Origin of the sequence: Shigella dysenteriae (assembly GCF_022354085.1) — a bacterium.
GTDB classification, from domain to species: Bacteria; Pseudomonadota; Gammaproteobacteria; order Enterobacterales; family Enterobacteriaceae; genus Escherichia; species Escherichia coli.
Map to the genome: position 1 here is coordinate 63,639 of NZ_CP055056.1, position 18,272 is coordinate 81,910.

Sequence of the window (18,272 nt, forward strand, 5' to 3'; positions counted from 1 at the left end):
ACTCCGGTTATTATTTACATGAGAGTATTTATGTCTGTAATATTCGCGTTTGTGTGATATTAATCAGATCAACCTCATTATTTTGTATGGTTTTTATTACCGTTTTATATGACTTAGCCTGTCATAAGCCCCCTTATAAAAAACCACATCACTCCGGACCATACTGATGACAACATAATACAGATAAATATTCTTCTGAACCCGTCGAAGCTCGTAACATTCGGTAATGAGCCAATAACCATTGGAACAACCATTGCTGCGCCCTGATTCATAATTGCACCACACAGAAACCAGAGACTGGCAGTCAGCACATATAAACACGCGATATTAATAACAAGGAAAACCAGTGAGCTCAGGAGAAACATTTTCCTGTCATTACGCTCAGAAAAAAATAACCGGCAATAATGACAAATATTAACAGAACAACACCTGTAAACAGTTTCAAATAATCTTCACTCATAAATCAAATCCGCGATTAAAAATTGGGTTTAAAATCTTCAGAAACGTTTAGGAATTGTTTTGCCAGGTCGTCCTGCGAAATAAAGCCGTATGATAACGGGCGAACACTGCCCTGTTTCGGGTCAACCAGCATCATGGCCGGGAAATATTTCACGCCGAGGCGCTGCGCCTGCCCCTGGTCAGTCCGGGAATCCGGCAACAGCGGATTAATCACACCATCCACGGAAACGGGAATAACACTCAGACCATAGGTATCCCTGAAGCCATTAATGACCTGCGCCAGCTGCCCGTCGATGGGGTCCTGCCCCCGGTAAAAGAACATGATGCCGTAGTGTTCAGCCAGTTTCGCAATGGCCTGTCGCTGCTGCACCTGGTCTGCCGCCAGCTGGTTCCGGACCGTGCCGTTGTAATGGCTGTACTGCAGGTTATAGTCCAGTTCGGGATGCGCCAGCATGGATTTTTTGGCGCTCATGGTGAAAAGCCCGGCCTGCTGAGTCCAGTAATTCTGCAGCCGGAAATATTTCACAAAATTATCCACGCCGGGATACAGAATAGCTTCGTACAGCGCCCGCTTTGTTGCCGTCTGCAGTGCGGCCAGTTTCTGCATAATGTCCGGCTCCTGACGGGGGGCTGCAGGTACTGGTTTATTTTCTTTTTCCTTCGGATTTATTTTCTCGTTATACCACTGCCAGCCTGCATCTTTTCCTGACGCCGGAAAAATAAAGCAGCAGAGTAACAGTGGCAGTAATGCTTTATTCATCTTCATTCCTTTCATCACTTTTTCTTTCATCAGGTTTCTGCAGGTCAGTCAGGGCAGAAAAACAAAAATACAGAATAAACAGGAGCACACCGGAGTAAAAAATAACGAAAGCAGCAGCAAGTATCTCACCTGCAGTGGTTTCTTTTACCGTATCCCACGACCAGATAATTACCGGGGAAATGACAATCGCTGTAATCAAAAGCCGGATAAGAAAATCAATAAAACGGTTCGACGTGAATATGACTTTCATCATTTTCCCCGGTTATTTTCCCTACCTTACTGTCCTGCCTGTTTCAGCTGGTCAGCAATCTGCTCTTTCACTTTCTGCGTCAGAACACCACTGTCCGGGATTTTCTGGTTATTCATCAGGTCTTCGTAGAAGTTAGTGAAATCCAGTCTGTCGAACTGAATTTTCTGCAGCTCATCAACCGTAATCCCCCGACAGTCAGGATGCTTCGCACTGCCAAAACTGATACGCAGCTGTCCGTTGCGCCCCTGCTGCTGGACTATCTGCGCCAGCTTCGAATCAAACTGACAGTAACTGCGTTTTTTCTCCAGGCAGACACCCAGCACTTTCTTCGAACAGAACTCTCCGACACTGACGGTCAGTTTGTTTGATTTTGCTTTAGCCAGGGCTTTTTCATCACTGCTGCATTTGGCCAGCCCGATATCCTGTCCCCAGCCGCTGTCCTTACAGCAGTTGCTGTATCCGGCTGCAGCCTTCTTACAAAATTTCGCCTGACCGGTGAAAGCACGGACATCCACCCCGTTCAGCGCCGCAACATCCTTACCTGCTGCGGCCAGTGCCGCCAGCTGAGAAACGGCTTCGGCAAAATCATTACTCTTCCCGCTCTGAGCCTTATCGCATTCGCCATCGAGACAGAAGACGTCTCCCCCACAGACCATCACTTTCCCGGATGTTTTTGACTCACAGGAGTACGTGGCATATTCATGCAGACAGGCACCTTCTTCGGAGTAAAAGGCGCACTGGTGTGACACCAGGGTACAGGCAGGATTGTCGGTGTAGGTCTGACAGGTTCCCTTGTCTGCTGACTGTGTGACATACGTGTCCCGGTATGCCCAGCAGCTCTGGTACATGCTGTATGACTGACCGTCTTTCACCAGCGTCCTGTTCCCGCCAGCCTCCGTACATTCTGTTTTTGTCAGTTTCCCCAGCTCCTTGCTGAACGGGCAGCTTTCAGACCAGACAACATACGGGGTGTACGAGGCTTTTTTTACCCTGACAACCAGACGCAGCTTCATTGCCGTATGACGTTTGAATTTTGTATTCCCGACCCGGACGGGGTGAGATGACGTAAAAGCAACACCGGCAGTCAGTGTTTTCTGTACTGGTGTAAATGAGGCATCTGCTGAGTATTTGGCATTCCAGCTCAGTGGGGTTCCCAGTACTGTAATTGTCATAGGTACACTCTTCTGCAGGTAAGTACGACTCCAGCTGTAATGCGCATCGACAATTTCACCGGTAACGGGAGAGGTAATGGAGACAACATACTGACCATTCACTTCTCGTGCAGGTAGCTGACTCATTTCATACTCCAGCGTCCGGGTTTCCCATGTGGTACTCCCCTGCAGCTCCATACGGGCAGTTCGTGTGCAGTACTGCTCCACCTGTAAATCCCGCTCACAGGTGTAATTCGTGTATTCACTCCGGCTAATCTCCTGCGCACTGCACTGCTGCCCGGTGTTTCCCACAATGCTGTCAGCCCGGTTCACCACATCCCTGCCGGTCTGGATAAACGGTGCATCCGGTGAAAGAATGTCTTTCGGCTTGTTCATGAATGACTCTGTGATGGTTTTTCCGGTTTCACCGGTCGCCCATTCCGTGGTGCCGTCATTTTTCAGGCCGCCATCCCCGCCGGCAGTCACGCCACCGTAGTATTTTGTCTCGTCCGGATTCGCGTTATAGCCGGGGATACTCTCCTGTGGCTTAAAGCCCTGAATACTGCTGCTTCCCTGTCCTTTGATCTGGTGAGCAAAATCAGAGCCGGCCCGGTAATCACTGTTGCTGTCAGCCTGTGCCATGCCGGCAACCAGAGCCAGTATCAGAGGTAAAATACGTTTCATTTCCCGGAATCTCCTTTCCCTGCCAGTAAATCATGAGCCACCTGCCGGCAGTCACCCGTGGCGGCCACTTTCTCCAGCGCCTGGCCGACCCGCAGGTTTCCCCGGATGATGTCGTATCCCTGACTGCAGAACACCACCAGTGCCGGTACACTGCGAATGCCGTACTGTGAAAACAGCGTCGGGTCGATCTGAACACCATCAGTCGCGCCGTCTTTCACCAGGGACAGCACGGCTTCAGCGGTGGTCTTCAGGTCATTGTTCACCATGCCCCGCAGTGTGGCGGGTATACCGTAGTGCCGGGTTTCGCCCAGCATTCGTTTCAGCCCCTCTTCGGGAATGGAAAACGACACAAAATACAGAGCACCCTGCCGGGGTTTCCCGTCCTGCGAAGCCTGCTGTTTACGAACCAGCTCATCCAGGAAATGGTTATCTGAACGCTGAAGGGGGTTTTCCAGCACCTGCTTCTCCGCCCAGGCTTTCAGCTGATGGTCAGGTTTTTCACGCAGTTGTCTGCTTAAATTTTCCTGATGCTTCAGGAACTGGCGGTTTTCAGGAGTGTTCACGTTTTCTGACGCCATAACCGCCCCGTTCAGCATCATCAGCAGTGCTGCCAGAGATTTCATACTCAGCTTCATCATTCACCTCACAGGAAGACACAGTTACGTTTACGCCACATCAGGTAGCCGAAGTTTTTCTTTGTATTGGGCGGATTTTTCCCGGTTTCCCAGCGGGTCACACTGCGCCCGAACGGGTGGCACTGTCCGCTGTCCGGGTACATATTCACCATCTGGTAACGCCAGCGTTCTTTGGGCAGGATTGGGGACGGATATTCATTACAGACGGCGTTATTTTTCCCGATGGTTTCCATAATCATGCCCTGACGGTGCAGCTTGAACGCCATGCGTTCACTGACCAGCAGGGAGGACTGCAACGGACTGGACTCATTACTCACCCAGCCATTGAACGGGTACATGCTGCCCTGCGAACCGGCACACCAGAACAGAACATCGAGAGGCATATTAAAGGCGCTGGCAATCGCATCTGCTGCACAGGCCCCCTGTGCTATCGGATTGGCAAAGATGACAGCTTCCGGATTAAGAATGGTGGTCAGGCTGCTGTCCGTCCAGGTGGGGTCAATTTCAGAAAGATAAGCGATATCCAGGTCACCACCTTCCAGACAGCCCAGAGATGTGATGATGTTAAGCCAGTACGTCAGCGGGTATTTGTACCAGTGAACGTGATAGAACGCCCCGTTCACCTGCTTCTCATCCTTTTTCGCCGTTCCCTGTGCCGTTTTACCAAAAGCCGGCAGGCTGAAGCCCAGGTTCACCATGCATCCCGGTGACCGGGTGACGTCCGTCAGCGCCATCGGCTCCCAGTAACCAATGGCCAGCCCGATACGCCTGAACAGCGGCGGCGGTGCCGGACAAATCTGAATGGGCATCGACGGGTTCGCCGTGTCGGGGACCTTACCCTGACTGACTTTGATACTGCCCAGCGAGAGCGGGAAAATACAGCTCCAGCAGATATCCGTGATCGGGTTTACAAAACGCCCCTCACAGGCAGAATCCGCAGACGCCGCAGGAACATGACCGGCGAGAAGGAATAACATCAGCAGCCACAGGCTTCGCTTCATTTTCTGCCCTCCTCTGCCGGAATAAATTCCACCTTCAGGAAGCGATCGCCGGGAACAGCACTCACCCTTGCCGGTACCTGATCGATGCCGAGGCGCTGGCAGAGCACACCGTTCTGGTCAAAGTAAATACGGCTGTCCAGCGCTTTCTGCATCTCCGGGATACTTCCCTGCACGAGGATAATTTTGCTCTCCAGTGTGGGCGGCGTCTGGCGTTTCATCCAGGCCACCTGCGCCGGATCATCGCCATTGATGAAATACAGCGTCTGGTTAAAAGGAACATACTGCAGCGGATTCATCACTTCACCCTGACGGGCAAACACCCGCCCTTCGTTATCCCGGATATCCGCAGCCAGTCTGACGGACGGGTCAAACAACCGGCTGCCGTATTTCTCCGTGCGTCCGATACCGGGCACGGCAGGGGGCCGCAGACTGTTGCGGATCACCCGCTCCTTAAAGGCATCCATTTTCCGGCCCATCTCACCGGACTGCTCCAGTGCCGTCAGGCGCTGCATGATCACCGTCAGCATGTCCGGCTCCTTTACCGGCCACAGATCGCCCCAGGTACCAAGATCGGCGGCGGCCACACTCTGCCCCCATATCAGCAGGGCAATCAGCCCCCGGCATCTCATGGTTCCGCCCTCATTCGCCGGGCAATATCCTGCTGGATTTCCCGGGTGATATCCGGTGCCCCCTGTACCACAGCAGGCGACACCAGAATGACCGCGTGGTGTTTCTGCTGCCATGCCTGCAGGCTGGCTTCCAGTGCCGTGTTAAAACGCGCTGAAAGGGCTTTTGACTGCGCTTCTGACAGTTGTTTCTGACTGGCGCTGTCAAAAAACGCATCCACGGTCTGTTTCATGTTGAAGGCGACAGTCACCGGTGCGTTCAGTCTGACAATGCCGTAACTGACGGCTGCGTTCAGTAACACCATTGCCAGGCATCCCGGCACCGTCCACCACCAGTGGCTGCGTCGTTCTGCCGTGACGTCGGCGGGTTTCTGCGTTGAACTCATGCCACACTCCTGTATTTCTCATGTTCTTCCAGCCAGGCTTCCAGCGAAGCCATCTCCGGCCCTGACTTCTTCCACGCCAACTGCCACACCGCCTCATGAATACTCAGCCCCTCTTTACGTTTCTGCTGCACAAACTCAAAATCCGGGCCGTCAGAGCTGTACATGGCGCGGCTTAACGGGTCCACAAACAGACGATGCCAGGAGGAATGGTTTTCCACCTGCAGCAGGAAGGAACTGAACCACTGGTCTTTGGCCGCACCAAACTTACCAATCATGTCACGCTGCAGTGGCAGGAACTGGTCCGGATACAGCTGGTTGTATTTCGCGAACTCCTTCGCACTCTGTTTGAGGATAATTTTGTAGGAGGAGTTACCCCATGCCGCGCGGGCAGCACTGGAAGCCTTGTCAGAGTCAAAGTCGACGATGTTCTGTGTGATGGTGATATAGGCACCGGTATGACGGCGGGCGGTACGGTAACCTTTCTCAATAAATTCACCGACCTTGTGATTTTTGAAGTCCAGCAGACGCCAGCCTTCATCAATGACGTTCAGTTTCTTGAGGTTACGCGGCGTGCGGTACATCCGGTTCTCAATGTAAATGATAAGGCTGAACATCACCGCAACCAGCAGGGACGGACGGTCTTCCAGTCCGCCCAGCTCCAGCACCACCATTTTCGCATCATCCCGCAGGGACGGCTCATCGGAGTTGAAATACTGGCCATAAGTGCCGTTAGCAGTGTACTGGTCAAGCAGCACAATCATTTCGTCCAGACGGCTGCGGATGGTCGGTGACTCGGCATACTGCTCGCTGTCACTGGCGTTTTTCAGGAAATCCACCACGTCATCAATACGTGCCCTGTTCTCTTTGGCCAGCCATGATGCCCTGACTGCCTGCAGCAGCAGACCTTCATGCACTTCATCCAGGTTACCGTTGGGGCTGGCCATCACCGACAGCTGGTCGCGGACACGCTCCGCTGACTGGTCAATATCGGTGATGTTCGCAAACGGGTTAAAGCGCAGGGTTTCACCGTCCAGATATACGCCCCCCATGTTCTCACACAGGGACTTGTAGCCATCCCCCATGTCGAACACCACGGCAAAGCCCCCGGAGTCCAGCACGCTGCGGATAAGTGGCTGTATCAGCCCGGTTTTACCGGCCCCGGAGGTGCCACAGACCGCCATGTTATAGTTGGTGTTATTCATCCCCCGGAAGAAAATATCGATAAACGCCAGCTGGTTACGGTAGGTGGGTGCCAGCAGACCTGCCGGTGTCAGGGGGTTATCCGCCACTAACGGCATCAGGTTGGCCACATTAAAGCTCTCTGCGCGCTGTACCACTCCGGCCTCTTTCAACTGTTTAAACAACCCTTTCCCGGCCATAAAGGGCAGACAGGTCAGGAAATTGCGCATGTGGTTAAAGCGCGGTGAAATCAGCTCAAAACCGTTTTTACGGAAGCTGTTCAGGATGTCCTGCTCCACTTCCAGTGCCGTTTCATTATTGTCCTTGCAGAAGGCTGTGATGTTGAGGAAGTAGGACACGACAGAGGACTGACCGGAGCCCAGCCGCTGACGCAGTTCCCCCCACTCCTTCGCCTCTTTCTCCACGGACGGAAACCATTTGGCATAGGAGGTCTTCGACTTTTTCTCCAGGTCCATGTACTTCAGGTTGGCTTCGCTGTGGGTTTTCACCTGGTCTTCCACCACCAGAGTCAGCGTCAGGATGAACGGACAGGAGATGGACAGTTCCGGGTTCAGCAGGTTGCTGTAGTTGTCGGCCATGTTCCACAGGAAGGCGATTTCCGGGTTACGGGCCAGATGGAAATTCAGGATGCGGGCCGTGCTGTTCCTGCCGTTCTCACGCAGGCCCAGCGTCAGGTAATCAGCCCGAACTTTCAGATCAAAACTGTCCTCCACACACTGATAATTCAGATCAGAATACGGGTCCAGCTGACGTCTTTTCGGGTACAGGGAATCCGGGTTATGGTTAATCATCTCCCCGACAATATCGATAAAGGCCTGTGCATCCACCGTCTGTGTGGTGATACTGGCCCCCTGTAACGACGCCCGGATGATTTTCACCAGGTTTTCCATTTCCAGAATGTCGGCCCGGCTTTTTTTCTTCGAGGGAGAACAGTACGAGATAAACACCCGGTAATGGCGCAGGGTCAGGGGCAGATTCATTCCCTCCGGCAGCGGAAACTGTGTCGCTGCCGCTTTCATATAATAGGCCCGGGTAATCGCGTTAAACCGTTCGGCCTGTTCGCCAGACCAGGAGAACTCACGCAGCCCGTATTCAATCCTGTCACCAACCAGCTGACTGGACATCAGATGGATACACAACGGAATACCGCGCGGCAGTTTGGTGCGCAGCATATGATCGAGGGCCTCCACAATGGACTCATTCGCCCCATTGATGGGAATGGCTTCCAGCATAAAGCCCATCGTGGTGTCATTCATGAACAGACCGGATTCCTGGTTGTAATCACGGTACGGCAGCAGACGGCTGAACTGCGGGAAGCTCATTTCGCCCAGCACTTCATTGGCCTTTGCTGATTCGTCAGGCAGTTTCAGTGCTGTGACGAGGGAGTTAACCGCCTGAGTGACGGCCTCAAGTGGGTTATTACTCATATGAGTATTCCTTAGTGCGTTTAAAAAAGGAAAATATCAGTCTGTGGCCGTGGATATATCACGCAGTGCCATTCCTGAAACCACAGCACAAATAAGAGATGGAGGCTTTTAACAGGAAACCTGGATTAACGTTCCTTTACTGAATGAGCATCATTTAATGCCTGAATTTGTTTTTCGCGAATCTTATTGCGCTCATTTTCTCTTACCCGTTTCACCTCTGCCATTTCGTTTCTTTCTCTACACGCTGATGCAAGCTCTTTTGCCTTACCAAGACTTAAAGGTTCAGGCTGATAATCAGATGTGTCAGACTTAATAGCTTCCTTAAATGCTTCTGCTGCACAGGGGATATCCTGTGTAATCTCTGTCAGTTGTTCTGGTGTTGCAGGTTGTTGCTCAAGGTAGTCATTGTAAAAAAGACCACATATCAACATAGCCATAACGCCAACAAATATAAAAGCCAGAACAGATTCTAAATATATCGACTTCATTTCATTTTCCTTTGAAGCAGTAAGCACTCATTGCCCCCCATTCAGTGTATCCATCACGTTGTTCAAAGGTTTATTTGTTTTAACTTCAATACATTCCCCTGTATTTCCAAATCCCCTGCCTCCGTGTGATTCGATTGTCCGAAGAACCTGCACGCATACGTCCGTATTTGGCATGGGTGTAATATTCCAGCTTCCGCCACCGTTAATATTTTTTATCAGCACAAGAAAAATAAAGGTATGCATTCTTTATTACCTCCGCTTGTATATTAATCACTGAATATCCCTTCAGTTAACTTATGAGGTCATAAAACACTGCAGATTCTCATTCGGATTTATTCCCTTCAGTAAACTTCCGAATAGTATCCTGTTCACGCTGACGGGTGGCAGACTCCTGCATTGCATCCACTTTCTCCTGCCAGAGACGCCGGATATCCTTTTCATCCCGACCAGTCAGTTTTTTACCGGACAGCAGACGGTTAAGCAGTTCCTGGCTCGCATCCGGTACGTCTTCAGTCAGACGCATAAGCTGAACCAGGCTCTGACGGCTGAGGACCATGAGTGATTCCGGCAGGAGGGTGAAGAAGAAAATAAAAAAGCATACCGCACCACAGCAGGCAAGGACCGCAAACAGGATTTTCAGATATATACCATCAACGCCGAACGCAGCAATAATACAGGGAAACCATGCAATACACGCACAAAACGCCAGGATGTTATCTATTCGGTTATGTCTGCGATATATCTGTTGATGTTCATCCAGAATAGAATCTATTTTTTCAGCTTCTGATTTATGCATAGTGTTTCCTCTGCGTTTCCTGCCAGAGACGCCGGATATCCTGTTCATCCCGACCAGTCAGTTTTTTACCGGACAACAAACGGTTAAGCAGTTCCTGTCTCACATCTGGTACGTCTTCAGTCAGACGCATAAGCCGGAGTAATTCCTGACGACTGAGTACCATGCGTGATTCCTCCGGTACGCTGTAATAATTAAAAATACGACTGAATACCCCACAACAGCAGGCAACAGACAGGCACAGGGATTTCAGATACAGGCCAGAAACACAGAATGTGGCAACACCACAAAGAATAGCTATAACTAAAAAGCCCTTACCCAGTGCCATACACAAAGAACCCTGTTTTCTGAATATCCGCTCATGCTCATCCAGAATAAAATCTATTTTTTCATTTTCTGATTTATGCATAGTGTTTCCTCTGCCTTTCCTGATACGCCTGACATTCAACGCACAACGTCACACCGGGAAATATTTTCCGCCGGGCTTCCGGAATAGGATTTCCGCATGCTTCACAAAGATAAACAGGAATACCATGAACATTTATTTTCTGGCGTATCCGGTTTATTCCTGTCATGGTCAGTTGTTCTGTCACTGAATATGCTTCATCGGCTTCATCACTCACGGAATATTCCTCCCGACATGTTCTGACACGCTACCGCCCATCCCTTTTCACGCACAGGGCACTCGTTTTACAGGCAGATTATGAATACAGAAAGCCCACCGGCATTGCCGGCTGATATACAACTTCAGGGCAAGTTAATTAATACGTGGTTTTCCCCACGCAGACGGTTTAATAACAAAAAACACACTGGATGGCTGATGATAAACATCCTGATTATCAATATATGGTGCTATCCATAATGCTGCCGTCTGCTCACCCGTTCTTAACGGACGGGGAGGCGTTACCGGCGCAACTGAACTGACCGGGACAACCGTTTTCACTTCCCGGGCTGCAGTAAACAGCGGGCGAGGTGTCAGCAGTTTCTGCTCCGGAAGTGTCGTCACCGCAGGTCTGCTGCCGGACGGAGTGGTCGCGGTGATGGTCTGCACCGGCATTGTCCGGAAGTTCCCTTCAGCCAGGCGCGGCAGTGATGCCGCAACCGGCTTTGCTTCTGAGGACTGCTCCAGTTTTTTGGCCTTCTCATTGGCCTGCTCCATCGTCATACAGGTATCGGATGTGGTGGCGTTACACTCAAATTCCGTATTTGTTCCTGCGCAGCCGGAAAGTAATAAGGTTCCCAGCAGAGGAATAAATAAAGAAATCTGTTTCATTGTCCTTCTCCTTTTTTATTACTCCCCACAACAGCAGAAATTAACTCTGCTGTCAGATTTGTTTTCCCTGCACAGGGATGTCCGGAGACCACTGTATTTCCCGGAGAAGAAAATAAGCTCATCGACATTCCCTTCTTCATCACACCGACAGCAGCCATATTAAAATTGTGCGGCAATGATTCAGAACTGAACACCTTCGGAGCAGGAAGAACTATTTTTGTGGTGCAGTTACTGAGAACTGCATGCATAAAATCATCTGATACGTTTTTATCCGGCACAACGCGGGCTGTAATAACATTAATATTACGCATGTTCATTTTTATCTCCGTTGCTTCTGTTTGTTCGGTCATCAGGGAAATAAACATGGCATTTCCTGATTTTTCCCGGCAGGGAAGCGTCTTCCGTATAAACGTCCTTCAGATATTCATCTGCGGTTACCACCCGGATACATTTCATTTTTCCGGGCAGCACCGGATATTTCCCGGTGATCGCTGCCAGCGAGACATACATCAGTGCCAGTGTTGCCCATAATGCGGTGACCAGTTGCATCAGTGACCGGTCAGTCTCCCTGACATAATCTGCAGCATCAGCCGCGCGGTAATGACAGATATCCTGTATTTCTGATCTGCCTGAAGAATCAGAGGAAGAAAACCAGCATTCACTGACCGGGAACTGTCCGGCAGGTGCTGTTTGTCTTACGAAGTTAATCTCCTTAACCAGTAATTTCCCCGGCGTGGTGTTGTCCTTCCATAAAACAAACAGAGCCATCAGGGCCATTGTGGCCAGTGGCAGAATGACGGTGTACTTCAGACACCAGAACAGTCCTCGCAGAACCCGGGCGACAACATACCGGGCGGCATGGCACGCCTGACGGGACGACATATTATTTGCCATCGTTGCCTCCTCCCTGGCTGCCGGACATAAACTGCTGCGGATTCAGGTTGCCCAGCTGCTTCAGCATCTGGTCAGTATTAAAGCCGTTAAGATGACTTTCAGCTGATGGCGGAACAGGAACCGGACTTTCCGGATTATCTTCTTCCGCTCTGTTCTGCGTGCGCTCCAGCGCCATCTCTTCCACGGTTTTCAGCTGGAAGCCGTCCTGGAACACCACGGTCACTTCGTTGCCCGCACCAATCGGTATCACCGGGTGATACTGTTCGGCACGTTTGATGTAGTAGTCACTGAGCGTCTGTGCAGCTTTCGATGCGCCGCCACCGATACCCATTTTAAGGACATCGCCGGCCCCGTAAGCAGCAGTGGCACCCAGCCCGACAGCCGGCTGGGAAGCGCGCTCCATTCCCTGACCGATACCGTCAACAAATCCCGCGCCCCATGCCCAGCCGAGGATTTTGCCGTTACGCATCACCACTTCGCCCTTGATACCGTTTTTACCCCGGAAGCTGACATGCCCCTTAATCGGCATATCAATAGTTTTGCCGTCCTTCAGGCAGCTGATATTGCGGGTGCGTACAATGGCACGTTCACTGGACACATCCCCCCAGGCTTCCAGCCCCACAAAACATCCCGTTGCGTCATACGTTTTGCTGTTCGGCATTTCCACCAGACCGGTGATACGCAGCTGCATCGGCACCGTGGATTCATTACCGGTGACTGAGGCATTGGCATCCGCTCCTTCAATCAGCATGGCTTTCGCAAAACTTCCTGACGGAATGTACGGCAGTGATGGTCCCTGTTTTCCCTCATTACGGGTGAACACCTTACGCTGTATCCGGTTAGGCACCGGTACAGACTGGTACGTCACCTGCGGTGGTGGCGTGACACCATTCCCGGGATAAAACGCCGTCGGCGGTGGAACAGCAACGCTGCCCTGCGGCGGGAAAGATACGGGTGTGTTTCCTGGCTGTGGTTCGCCTTCCGGGCCGGGCGGTGAGGCTGGCGTCTGCGGTACAGGCTCACCGGTCGCGGTGACAGGATTTGCACCCAGGGCTTTCACCTGCTCTGCCAGTGCAGCATTGTCCTGTCCCAGCTTTTCAATACGACGCTGGTCATCACCGCGCTGTTTGTTCAGGACATCCAGCTCACGACGGATTTCCTCATACTGCTTCTGCATCTGTGCTGCCGTCACCTGCATCTCTGTGGTGGCATGCTGACGCACCTTGTCATCAAAGGTCGTATCCACCACACCGGTCATATCCGGCACAGGCTCCTGTTCAGCCACGGTTTCACCGTTACCGGACATATCCACATCAGACAGATACAGTGCCCCACCAATCGCGGAGGCTGCACCGACAACCACAATCCCCAGCCACAGGTACTGCTTGCGTTTCACAATGGTATTGATACTGGCCATCAGTTGCCCTCCCCGTCACGGATGACATACACATCCATGCGCGCACCTGCCAGTAACTGGCCGGCAGGCTGGCTGAACATCACGGCACGGGTTCCCGGCTGCCAGAAGTCACTTTCCCGGATATTCAGGGCAGACAGCGTTTTATTTTCCACGGCAAAGCGGATCATCTTCAGGTGATTCCCCGTCCATACAGCATCTGCCACTGAAGACAGCCCCGCCGGGGGCTGCAGGGTTTCTTTTGTCACCGGGACCTGATACCAGCCTGCAGGTAATTTTCCGCCACGGACGGCCTGGCTGATGGTCACAAGCAGGGATTCGTAAGGCGTGGACGTTTCCCACGCACCGGCTTCTTCTCCGGTTCCGCGCAGGTCACTGACCAGCTGAATGGTACGCCCCGCGCCTTCACGGGGAACGGCCTGAATGGAAAGATTCAGACCCCGCTCAGTTTCCAGAATGAACGTAAAGGGCTTTTTGTTGACGGTGGCCACCACCACACCGCCGGAGGCGGTCTGCTCATTATTGGTCAGGGCACCATCCAGACTGTTCACGGCGATAATCCGGTCACCGGGAACGGTAAACAGATTCGGGCTGGTATTGCTGATGGCAATACTGGCCTGACCACCGTTCACCATTGGCACCACGGTGGGGGCCAGCGTACCGTTTGCGGCCATCACGCTGCAGGAAAAAAACAGGCTGCCGAATATTATTGCCGTATTATTTTTTCTCATCGTCTGTTTCCCCGAAATTATCCAGCCAGGTCACCCCGTTTTCCCGCTTCAGAATAAGGATGTAATGTTTAATATCAGTGAAAGGTTTTGAATCACCAATCCAGGTTTTAAGCACACCACGAATTTCCACACGGCCATACTGAGGCCAGACACGAACACTGGTCTGGAAAAAGGCTGAGTTCACGTTATCGTTTTTAATACGCTTCGCTTCTTCAGCCAGAATAACTTTCATCTGGTTCTGTGCGCCCGGGCGGATATATTGCAGAAGCGCCTGATGTGAGGCATCGACGGTTTCTGATGAAACATTCAGACGGAGGGCAATAAATGACAGCGCCATCTGCTGTAAATAAGAGGCGTCGGCACTGTTCTGTGACACGGCAAAGGGGGCATTAAATGCCATTGGCGTCACGGCAGTGCGTTGCTCATTCTGAAGACGGTAGTTATTCACCCCCTGAATGACGTTAACAGAGAGGCTGAGAACAATAAGCACTGACATAAATATAAAGGCGATGGCCATTACACGACTGGTACTTAAACGGGCACCGTGTTCCATATAACAATCCTGGTATCAGTTCTATTTAATCCACTGCCGGAAACACGAATCGGGAACATTATGAAAAATACCGCGCAGCAGGGCTGTTGGCATATACCAGTAAATCAGGTCACGTAACCAGGAACTGCCCCGCCCTTTTTTCAGTTTTTTAATCCCGAAATAAACCAGAACCGCTGCACCAATACCGAACAGATATTTCGATGTTGTGATACCCCAGCCAATACAGATTGCTGCGGGGATCAGTTCATCCAGTGGCAGGCCAAACCAGCGGCTCTGGTTGGTCAGTGTTTCCGGGAAACGATATTTCTTAAGTTTATTCTCGTCTCCCGACATCGTTTTATTTCCTGTCAGAGGCCAACGACGGCCATACCCACAGCAATAAATACAGAGATGATGGCGAAACCGGCCAGGAACTTGACGTTTTTGGTCATCATGTACATGACCGCACCGACCAGAACTTCAGCCAGAACGACCCATTTAACAACACTGGAGTCCTTACCGAAGGTCGCCTTAACCGTGGTGTTACCGCTTGCCATCAGGTCCTGGCCCTGTGCTGCCATTGCCAGTTGCGGGAAGAACATCATCAGAACAGCAGCCGGGATCACAGCGCGAGCCAGGCGAAGCATATTCAGACGAGTGAATTTAGAAAAAAACGACTTCTTTTTGACGGGCGCAGAAGCACCCTGAACACTTAAAACAGCATTCATAAGTTACCTCAATTTCGGATAAATGAATAAAACTAGAGTGTATTAAATGTTATATCTTCCTCTTTATCTGCCTCCCTGAATATCTCCGAGTTATAAAAATCAGGAAACTTGATCAAATGATCAATAACTCTGTCTGCAGCCTCATCTGTTTTACACCATCCACTACGATTTTTGGCTGCAATAAGTAGCTGGTTAGTTTCATCATCCAGACGCATTGTCAGATACTTAACCAGCGACTTACCATAGATATTCCCTGCCCTGTTAAACTTTGGATAGCGGTGAAGATGATCTTTAAGTCTTATTACTGCCTCAAACGATCGACTTCTTCCGCTTCTGTTACTTGCCTCAATTAATAGACTTTCCACATCTACAGGTAATTTTAGTTTTACCATCTTACCTGTTGCAGAACGTGTACCAAATCTTTTCAATAACACCTCCCGCTGTTTATCTTCTGGTTACTACTTATGTTTGCAGAATAATCATAAAAGGTAAATAGACGGAAAGTCTATATTTTATTAACACTTTATTAACGCGTATTTATGATACACATAGCCTTCTCGTACAAATAATGAATAAACTTTTTATTGTAGAGTAAGATGATTAACTCATCTTTATTAGGAACAGAGAAGTAGTCGCATATCAGAGACGCGTGTTTCTTTGATGTGGAGATGGATATGTTTAATATTCTTGCTATAGCATTATGACTGATTCCGGTGCTATATAAGTAAAAGACATCATTTACATATGATGATACAGAAGAATCATCACTCATTCTTCTGATTATATTTCTGATATCATCACTGACAATCGTTTTTTGATTATAACTGTCTTTATGACGAACATGAGCAGCATCATAAAATTGCCACAGAATAATATTTCTGTGTCCATTAAGAAATGACTGGACAGATATTGTCCAGAATCTGTTCTGAATAAAAACATCCTCTACAAGATTAAGATGCGTATGCTCATTCCTATATGCTTCCATCTCTGTGACAGAGATCAATTCACAAAAATCTCTCTGCGACAGAAGCCATTTTTCAGCACTTTGATCTTGTGTAAGAAATGACTCATGAAACAGCGTATTGCAAAAAATAAATTTTCCAGTTTCGTCCCTGATACAGGCTGGATTTGGATAATCCTGAATAACTGCCGTCAGATTTTCCAGCAGATCTATTTGACGAGCATGTTTTTGTTGAATACGATCCATCGGATACATAGGAACCTCCTCACAAAGGATTCTATGGACAGTCGATGCAGGGAGTTCACGTCTCCCTGCATCGGCGATTTTCAATTTCAAATTTTAACGTGGCATTAACCACGTAATTAATATACTAATTATCTTTCGTACTGTCACCTTTTAAAATCATAAAAACTCTGATATTTATATTTGAACGAAGTCAAATTTCTTTTATTCATCATCATTTTTTGGAAAAAATCGTTCCATCTCAGATGATACCTTCTCCCTGATATCTTCAACCATATTGGCATATTCAAACTTTGGATTTCCGAAGACATGAGGACTGAGAGACTCAATACCCAAAATTTTCGCTACTGATGATTGTGTTTTTACAACGCATTCAAGAAGCAATTTATTAAACTCAGTCTGATTAAATGCAGACTCTTTACGCTCCATCTGAGCCTCATGTACACGAAGCCCCAGTTCAAGAAGCATTGAAGCTGTTGCTGAAAAACTGACATCTTTTTCCCTTGCCCCTTCCTGTCGACGCTTCTCAATAATCGCATTTATTTTTTCATAGGCATCATTGCTGATATACAGGTTCACCTTAGCCATTAGAGATTACCTTTTTTGAACATAAAATAAAGTTAATTTCGAAACACTAGAATTCATAATGCAAACAGGGACGCACCGCTAGCAGCGCCCCTAGCGGTATCCTATAAAAAAACACACCGCGCCGCTAGCAGCACCCCTAATATAAAATAATGTTTTTTATAAAAATAGTCAGTACCACCCCTACAAAGCGGTGTCGGCGCGTTGTTGTAGCCGCACCGACACCGCTTTTTTAAATATCATAAAGAGAGTAAGAGAAACTAATTTTTCATAACACTCTATTTATAAAGAAAAATCAGCAAAAACTTGTTTTTGCGTGGGGTGTGGTGCTTTTGGTGGTGAGAACCACCAACCTGTTGAGCCTTTTTGTGGAGTGGGTTAAATTATTTACGGATAAAGTCACCAGAGGTGGAAAAATGAAAAAATGGATGTTAGCCATCTGCCTGATGTTTATAAATGAGATCTGCCATGCCACTGATTGCTTTGATCTTGCAGGCCGGGATTACAAAATAGATCCTGATTTACTGAGAGCAATATCATGGAAAGAATCCCGTTACCGGGTTAATGCCATCGGTATTAATCCGGTAACGGGATATGGCAGTGGACTGATGCAGGTAGATTCCCAGCATTTTAACGAACTGGCCCGCTACGGAATTAAGCCAGAACATCTGACAACAGATCCCTGCATGAACATTTATACCGGTGCTTATTATCTGGCAATAGCATTTAAAAAATGGGGCGTCACCTGGGAGGCCGTTGGTGCATACAATGCCGGATTCAGGAAAACCGAACGCCAGAACCAGAGACGTCTTGCCTACGCATCAGATGTTTACCGGATTTATACTGGGATAAAAAGCAGTAAAGGTATCCGGCTTCCGGCCACGAAGAAATCACTTCCGGAAATTAACAGCGTGCAGAACAATTAATCTTACAGACATTGTCAGATACCGGTTATGCCGCAAAAGCGGCATGGAAGGCCACACACAAAAATATCATATGAGTGACAATACTGACTGGCCGAAGCCCCGCGAAGCGGGAACCCATCTTATAT

At 49.5% G+C, this 18,272-nt stretch carries 25 protein-coding genes and 1 pseudogene; 1 reads left to right on the forward strand and 25 read right to left on the reverse strand.

Annotation, left to right across the window (positions count from 1 at the left end):
* Positions 1 to 113: 113 nt before the first annotated feature.
* The 25 genes and pseudogenes from trbA to traM form a co-directional block, all read right to left on the reverse strand.
* Positions 114 to 460 (reverse strand): annotated as a pseudogene (gene trbA, locus HUZ68_RS24505) (conjugal transfer protein TrbA).
* 15 nt (positions 461 to 475) lie between these two features.
* Positions 476 to 1,219: a type-F conjugative transfer system pilin assembly protein TraF gene (gene traF, locus HUZ68_RS24510; RefSeq protein WP_063073478.1), complete on the reverse strand. Its 744-nt coding sequence runs from the start codon at positions 1,217 to 1,219 to the stop codon at positions 476 to 478.
* Entirely contained in the window at positions 1,212 to 1,469 is a 258-nt protein-coding gene (locus HUZ68_RS24515) for a conjugal transfer protein TrbE (protein WP_000864325.1), read from the reverse strand. Before HUZ68_RS24515 ends, traF begins: the two co-directional genes overlap by 8 nt.
* A gap of 26 nt (positions 1,470 to 1,495) precedes the next feature.
* Complete coding sequence (gene traN, locus HUZ68_RS24520; RefSeq protein ID WP_001567342.1) at positions 1,496 to 3,304, reverse strand: type-F conjugative transfer system mating-pair stabilization protein TraN; 1,809 nt, start codon at positions 3,302 to 3,304, stop codon at positions 1,496 to 1,498.
* Positions 3,301 to 3,939 carry a type-F conjugative transfer system pilin assembly protein TrbC gene (trbC, locus tag HUZ68_RS24525; protein ID WP_089541249.1) on the reverse strand — a complete coding sequence of 213 codons (639 nt, stop codon included), beginning with the start codon at positions 3,937 to 3,939 and terminating at the stop codon, positions 3,301 to 3,303. The genes traN and trbC overlap by 4 nt, the downstream gene beginning before the upstream one ends.
* Before the next feature lie 8 nt (positions 3,940 to 3,947).
* Positions 3,948 to 4,940: a conjugal transfer pilus assembly protein TraU gene (gene traU, locus HUZ68_RS24530; protein ID WP_000830839.1), complete on the reverse strand. Its 993-nt coding sequence runs from the start codon at positions 4,938 to 4,940 to the stop codon at positions 3,948 to 3,950.
* The gene (traW, locus tag HUZ68_RS24535) at positions 4,937 to 5,569 is read right to left on the reverse strand and encodes a type-F conjugative transfer system protein TraW (protein WP_001749440.1); all 633 of its coding nucleotides are present in this window, start codon (positions 5,567 to 5,569) and stop codon (positions 4,937 to 4,939) included. Before traW ends, traU begins: the two co-directional genes overlap by 4 nt.
* On the reverse strand, positions 5,566 to 5,952 hold the full coding sequence (trbI, locus tag HUZ68_RS24540; RefSeq protein WP_000099690.1) for a type-F conjugative transfer system protein TrbI: 387 nt from the start codon (positions 5,950 to 5,952) through the stop codon (positions 5,566 to 5,568). Before trbI ends, traW begins: the two co-directional genes overlap by 4 nt.
* Positions 5,949 to 8,579, reverse strand: coding sequence for a type IV secretion system protein TraC (traC, locus tag HUZ68_RS24545; protein WP_000069755.1), 2,631 nt, complete (start codon positions 8,577 to 8,579; stop codon positions 5,949 to 5,951). Before traC ends, trbI begins: the two co-directional genes overlap by 4 nt.
* A gap of 125 nt (positions 8,580 to 8,704) precedes the next feature.
* Positions 8,705 to 9,067 (reverse strand): hypothetical protein, encoded by a 363-nt coding sequence (locus HUZ68_RS24550; protein WP_000836675.1) that lies wholly within the window; start codon positions 9,065 to 9,067, stop codon positions 8,705 to 8,707.
* 27 nt (positions 9,068 to 9,094) lie between these two features.
* Positions 9,095 to 9,310 carry a hypothetical protein gene (locus tag HUZ68_RS24555; RefSeq protein ID WP_000556747.1) on the reverse strand — a complete coding sequence of 72 codons (216 nt, stop codon included), beginning with the start codon at positions 9,308 to 9,310 and terminating at the stop codon, positions 9,095 to 9,097.
* Between the two features lie 79 nt (positions 9,311 to 9,389).
* Positions 9,390 to 9,863, reverse strand: coding sequence for a hypothetical protein (locus HUZ68_RS24560; RefSeq protein WP_194161624.1), 474 nt, complete (start codon positions 9,861 to 9,863; stop codon positions 9,390 to 9,392).
* On the reverse strand, positions 9,856 to 10,269 hold the full coding sequence (locus tag HUZ68_RS24565; RefSeq protein WP_000549581.1) for a hypothetical protein: 414 nt from the start codon (positions 10,267 to 10,269) through the stop codon (positions 9,856 to 9,858). Before HUZ68_RS24565 ends, HUZ68_RS24560 begins: the two co-directional genes overlap by 8 nt.
* Positions 10,262 to 10,483, reverse strand: a complete 222-nt coding sequence (gene traR, locus HUZ68_RS24570) for a conjugal transfer protein TraR (RefSeq protein ID WP_001278695.1) — start codon at positions 10,481 to 10,483, stop codon at positions 10,262 to 10,264. Before traR ends, HUZ68_RS24565 begins: the two co-directional genes overlap by 8 nt.
* Positions 10,484 to 10,617: 134 nt before the next feature.
* Complete coding sequence (gene traV, locus HUZ68_RS24575) at positions 10,618 to 11,133, reverse strand: type IV conjugative transfer system lipoprotein TraV (RefSeq protein ID WP_000809874.1); 516 nt, start codon at positions 11,131 to 11,133, stop codon at positions 10,618 to 10,620.
* A complete protein-coding gene (locus tag HUZ68_RS24580) occupies positions 11,130 to 11,450 on the reverse strand; it encodes a conjugal transfer protein TrbD (protein WP_001057307.1) in 321 nt (106 codons plus the stop codon). Before HUZ68_RS24580 ends, traV begins: the two co-directional genes overlap by 4 nt.
* Positions 11,437 to 12,027: a conjugal transfer pilus-stabilizing protein TraP gene (gene traP / locus HUZ68_RS24585; RefSeq protein ID WP_000002784.1), complete on the reverse strand. Its 591-nt coding sequence runs from the start codon at positions 12,025 to 12,027 to the stop codon at positions 11,437 to 11,439. Before traP ends, HUZ68_RS24580 begins: the two co-directional genes overlap by 14 nt.
* Complete coding sequence (gene traB / locus HUZ68_RS24590; RefSeq protein ID WP_000146657.1) at positions 12,017 to 13,444, reverse strand: F-type conjugal transfer pilus assembly protein TraB; 1,428 nt, start codon at positions 13,442 to 13,444, stop codon at positions 12,017 to 12,019. Before traB ends, traP begins: the two co-directional genes overlap by 11 nt.
* A complete protein-coding gene (gene traK / locus HUZ68_RS24595; protein WP_214673585.1) occupies positions 13,444 to 14,172 on the reverse strand; it encodes a type-F conjugative transfer system secretin TraK in 729 nt (242 codons plus the stop codon). The genes traB and traK overlap by 1 nt, the downstream gene beginning before the upstream one ends.
* On the reverse strand, positions 14,159 to 14,725 hold the full coding sequence (gene traE / locus HUZ68_RS24600; protein ID WP_000399792.1) for a type IV conjugative transfer system protein TraE: 567 nt from the start codon (positions 14,723 to 14,725) through the stop codon (positions 14,159 to 14,161). Before traE ends, traK begins: the two co-directional genes overlap by 14 nt.
* A gap of 21 nt (positions 14,726 to 14,746) precedes the next feature.
* Positions 14,747 to 15,058 (reverse strand): type IV conjugative transfer system protein TraL, encoded by a 312-nt coding sequence (gene traL / locus HUZ68_RS24605; protein ID WP_000012106.1) that lies wholly within the window; start codon positions 15,056 to 15,058, stop codon positions 14,747 to 14,749.
* A 14-nt stretch (positions 15,059 to 15,072) separates the two neighbouring features.
* The gene (traA, locus tag HUZ68_RS24610) at positions 15,073 to 15,432 is read right to left on the reverse strand and encodes a type IV conjugative transfer system pilin TraA (protein ID WP_000994781.1); all 360 of its coding nucleotides are present in this window, start codon (positions 15,430 to 15,432) and stop codon (positions 15,073 to 15,075) included.
* Positions 15,433 to 15,464: 32 nt separating this feature from the next.
* On the reverse strand, positions 15,465 to 15,860 hold the full coding sequence (gene traY, locus HUZ68_RS24615; protein ID WP_001309237.1) for a conjugal transfer relaxosome DNA-bindin protein TraY: 396 nt from the start codon (positions 15,858 to 15,860) through the stop codon (positions 15,465 to 15,467).
* Between the two features lie 98 nt (positions 15,861 to 15,958).
* Positions 15,959 to 16,648, reverse strand: coding sequence for a conjugal transfer transcriptional regulator TraJ (gene traJ, locus HUZ68_RS24620; RefSeq protein WP_000283383.1), 690 nt, complete (start codon positions 16,646 to 16,648; stop codon positions 15,959 to 15,961).
* A gap of 192 nt (positions 16,649 to 16,840) precedes the next feature.
* Positions 16,841 to 17,224 (reverse strand): conjugal transfer relaxosome DNA-binding protein TraM, encoded by a 384-nt coding sequence (traM, locus tag HUZ68_RS24625; protein ID WP_001151522.1) that lies wholly within the window; start codon positions 17,222 to 17,224, stop codon positions 16,841 to 16,843.
* A 413-nt stretch (positions 17,225 to 17,637) separates the two neighbouring features.
* On the opposite strand from traM, the gene HUZ68_RS24630 reads away from it, so the two are divergent.
* Positions 17,638 to 18,147 (forward strand): transglycosylase SLT domain-containing protein, encoded by a 510-nt coding sequence (locus HUZ68_RS24630; RefSeq protein ID WP_024193814.1) that lies wholly within the window; start codon positions 17,638 to 17,640, stop codon positions 18,145 to 18,147.
* Positions 18,148 to 18,272: the final 125 nt, after the last annotated feature.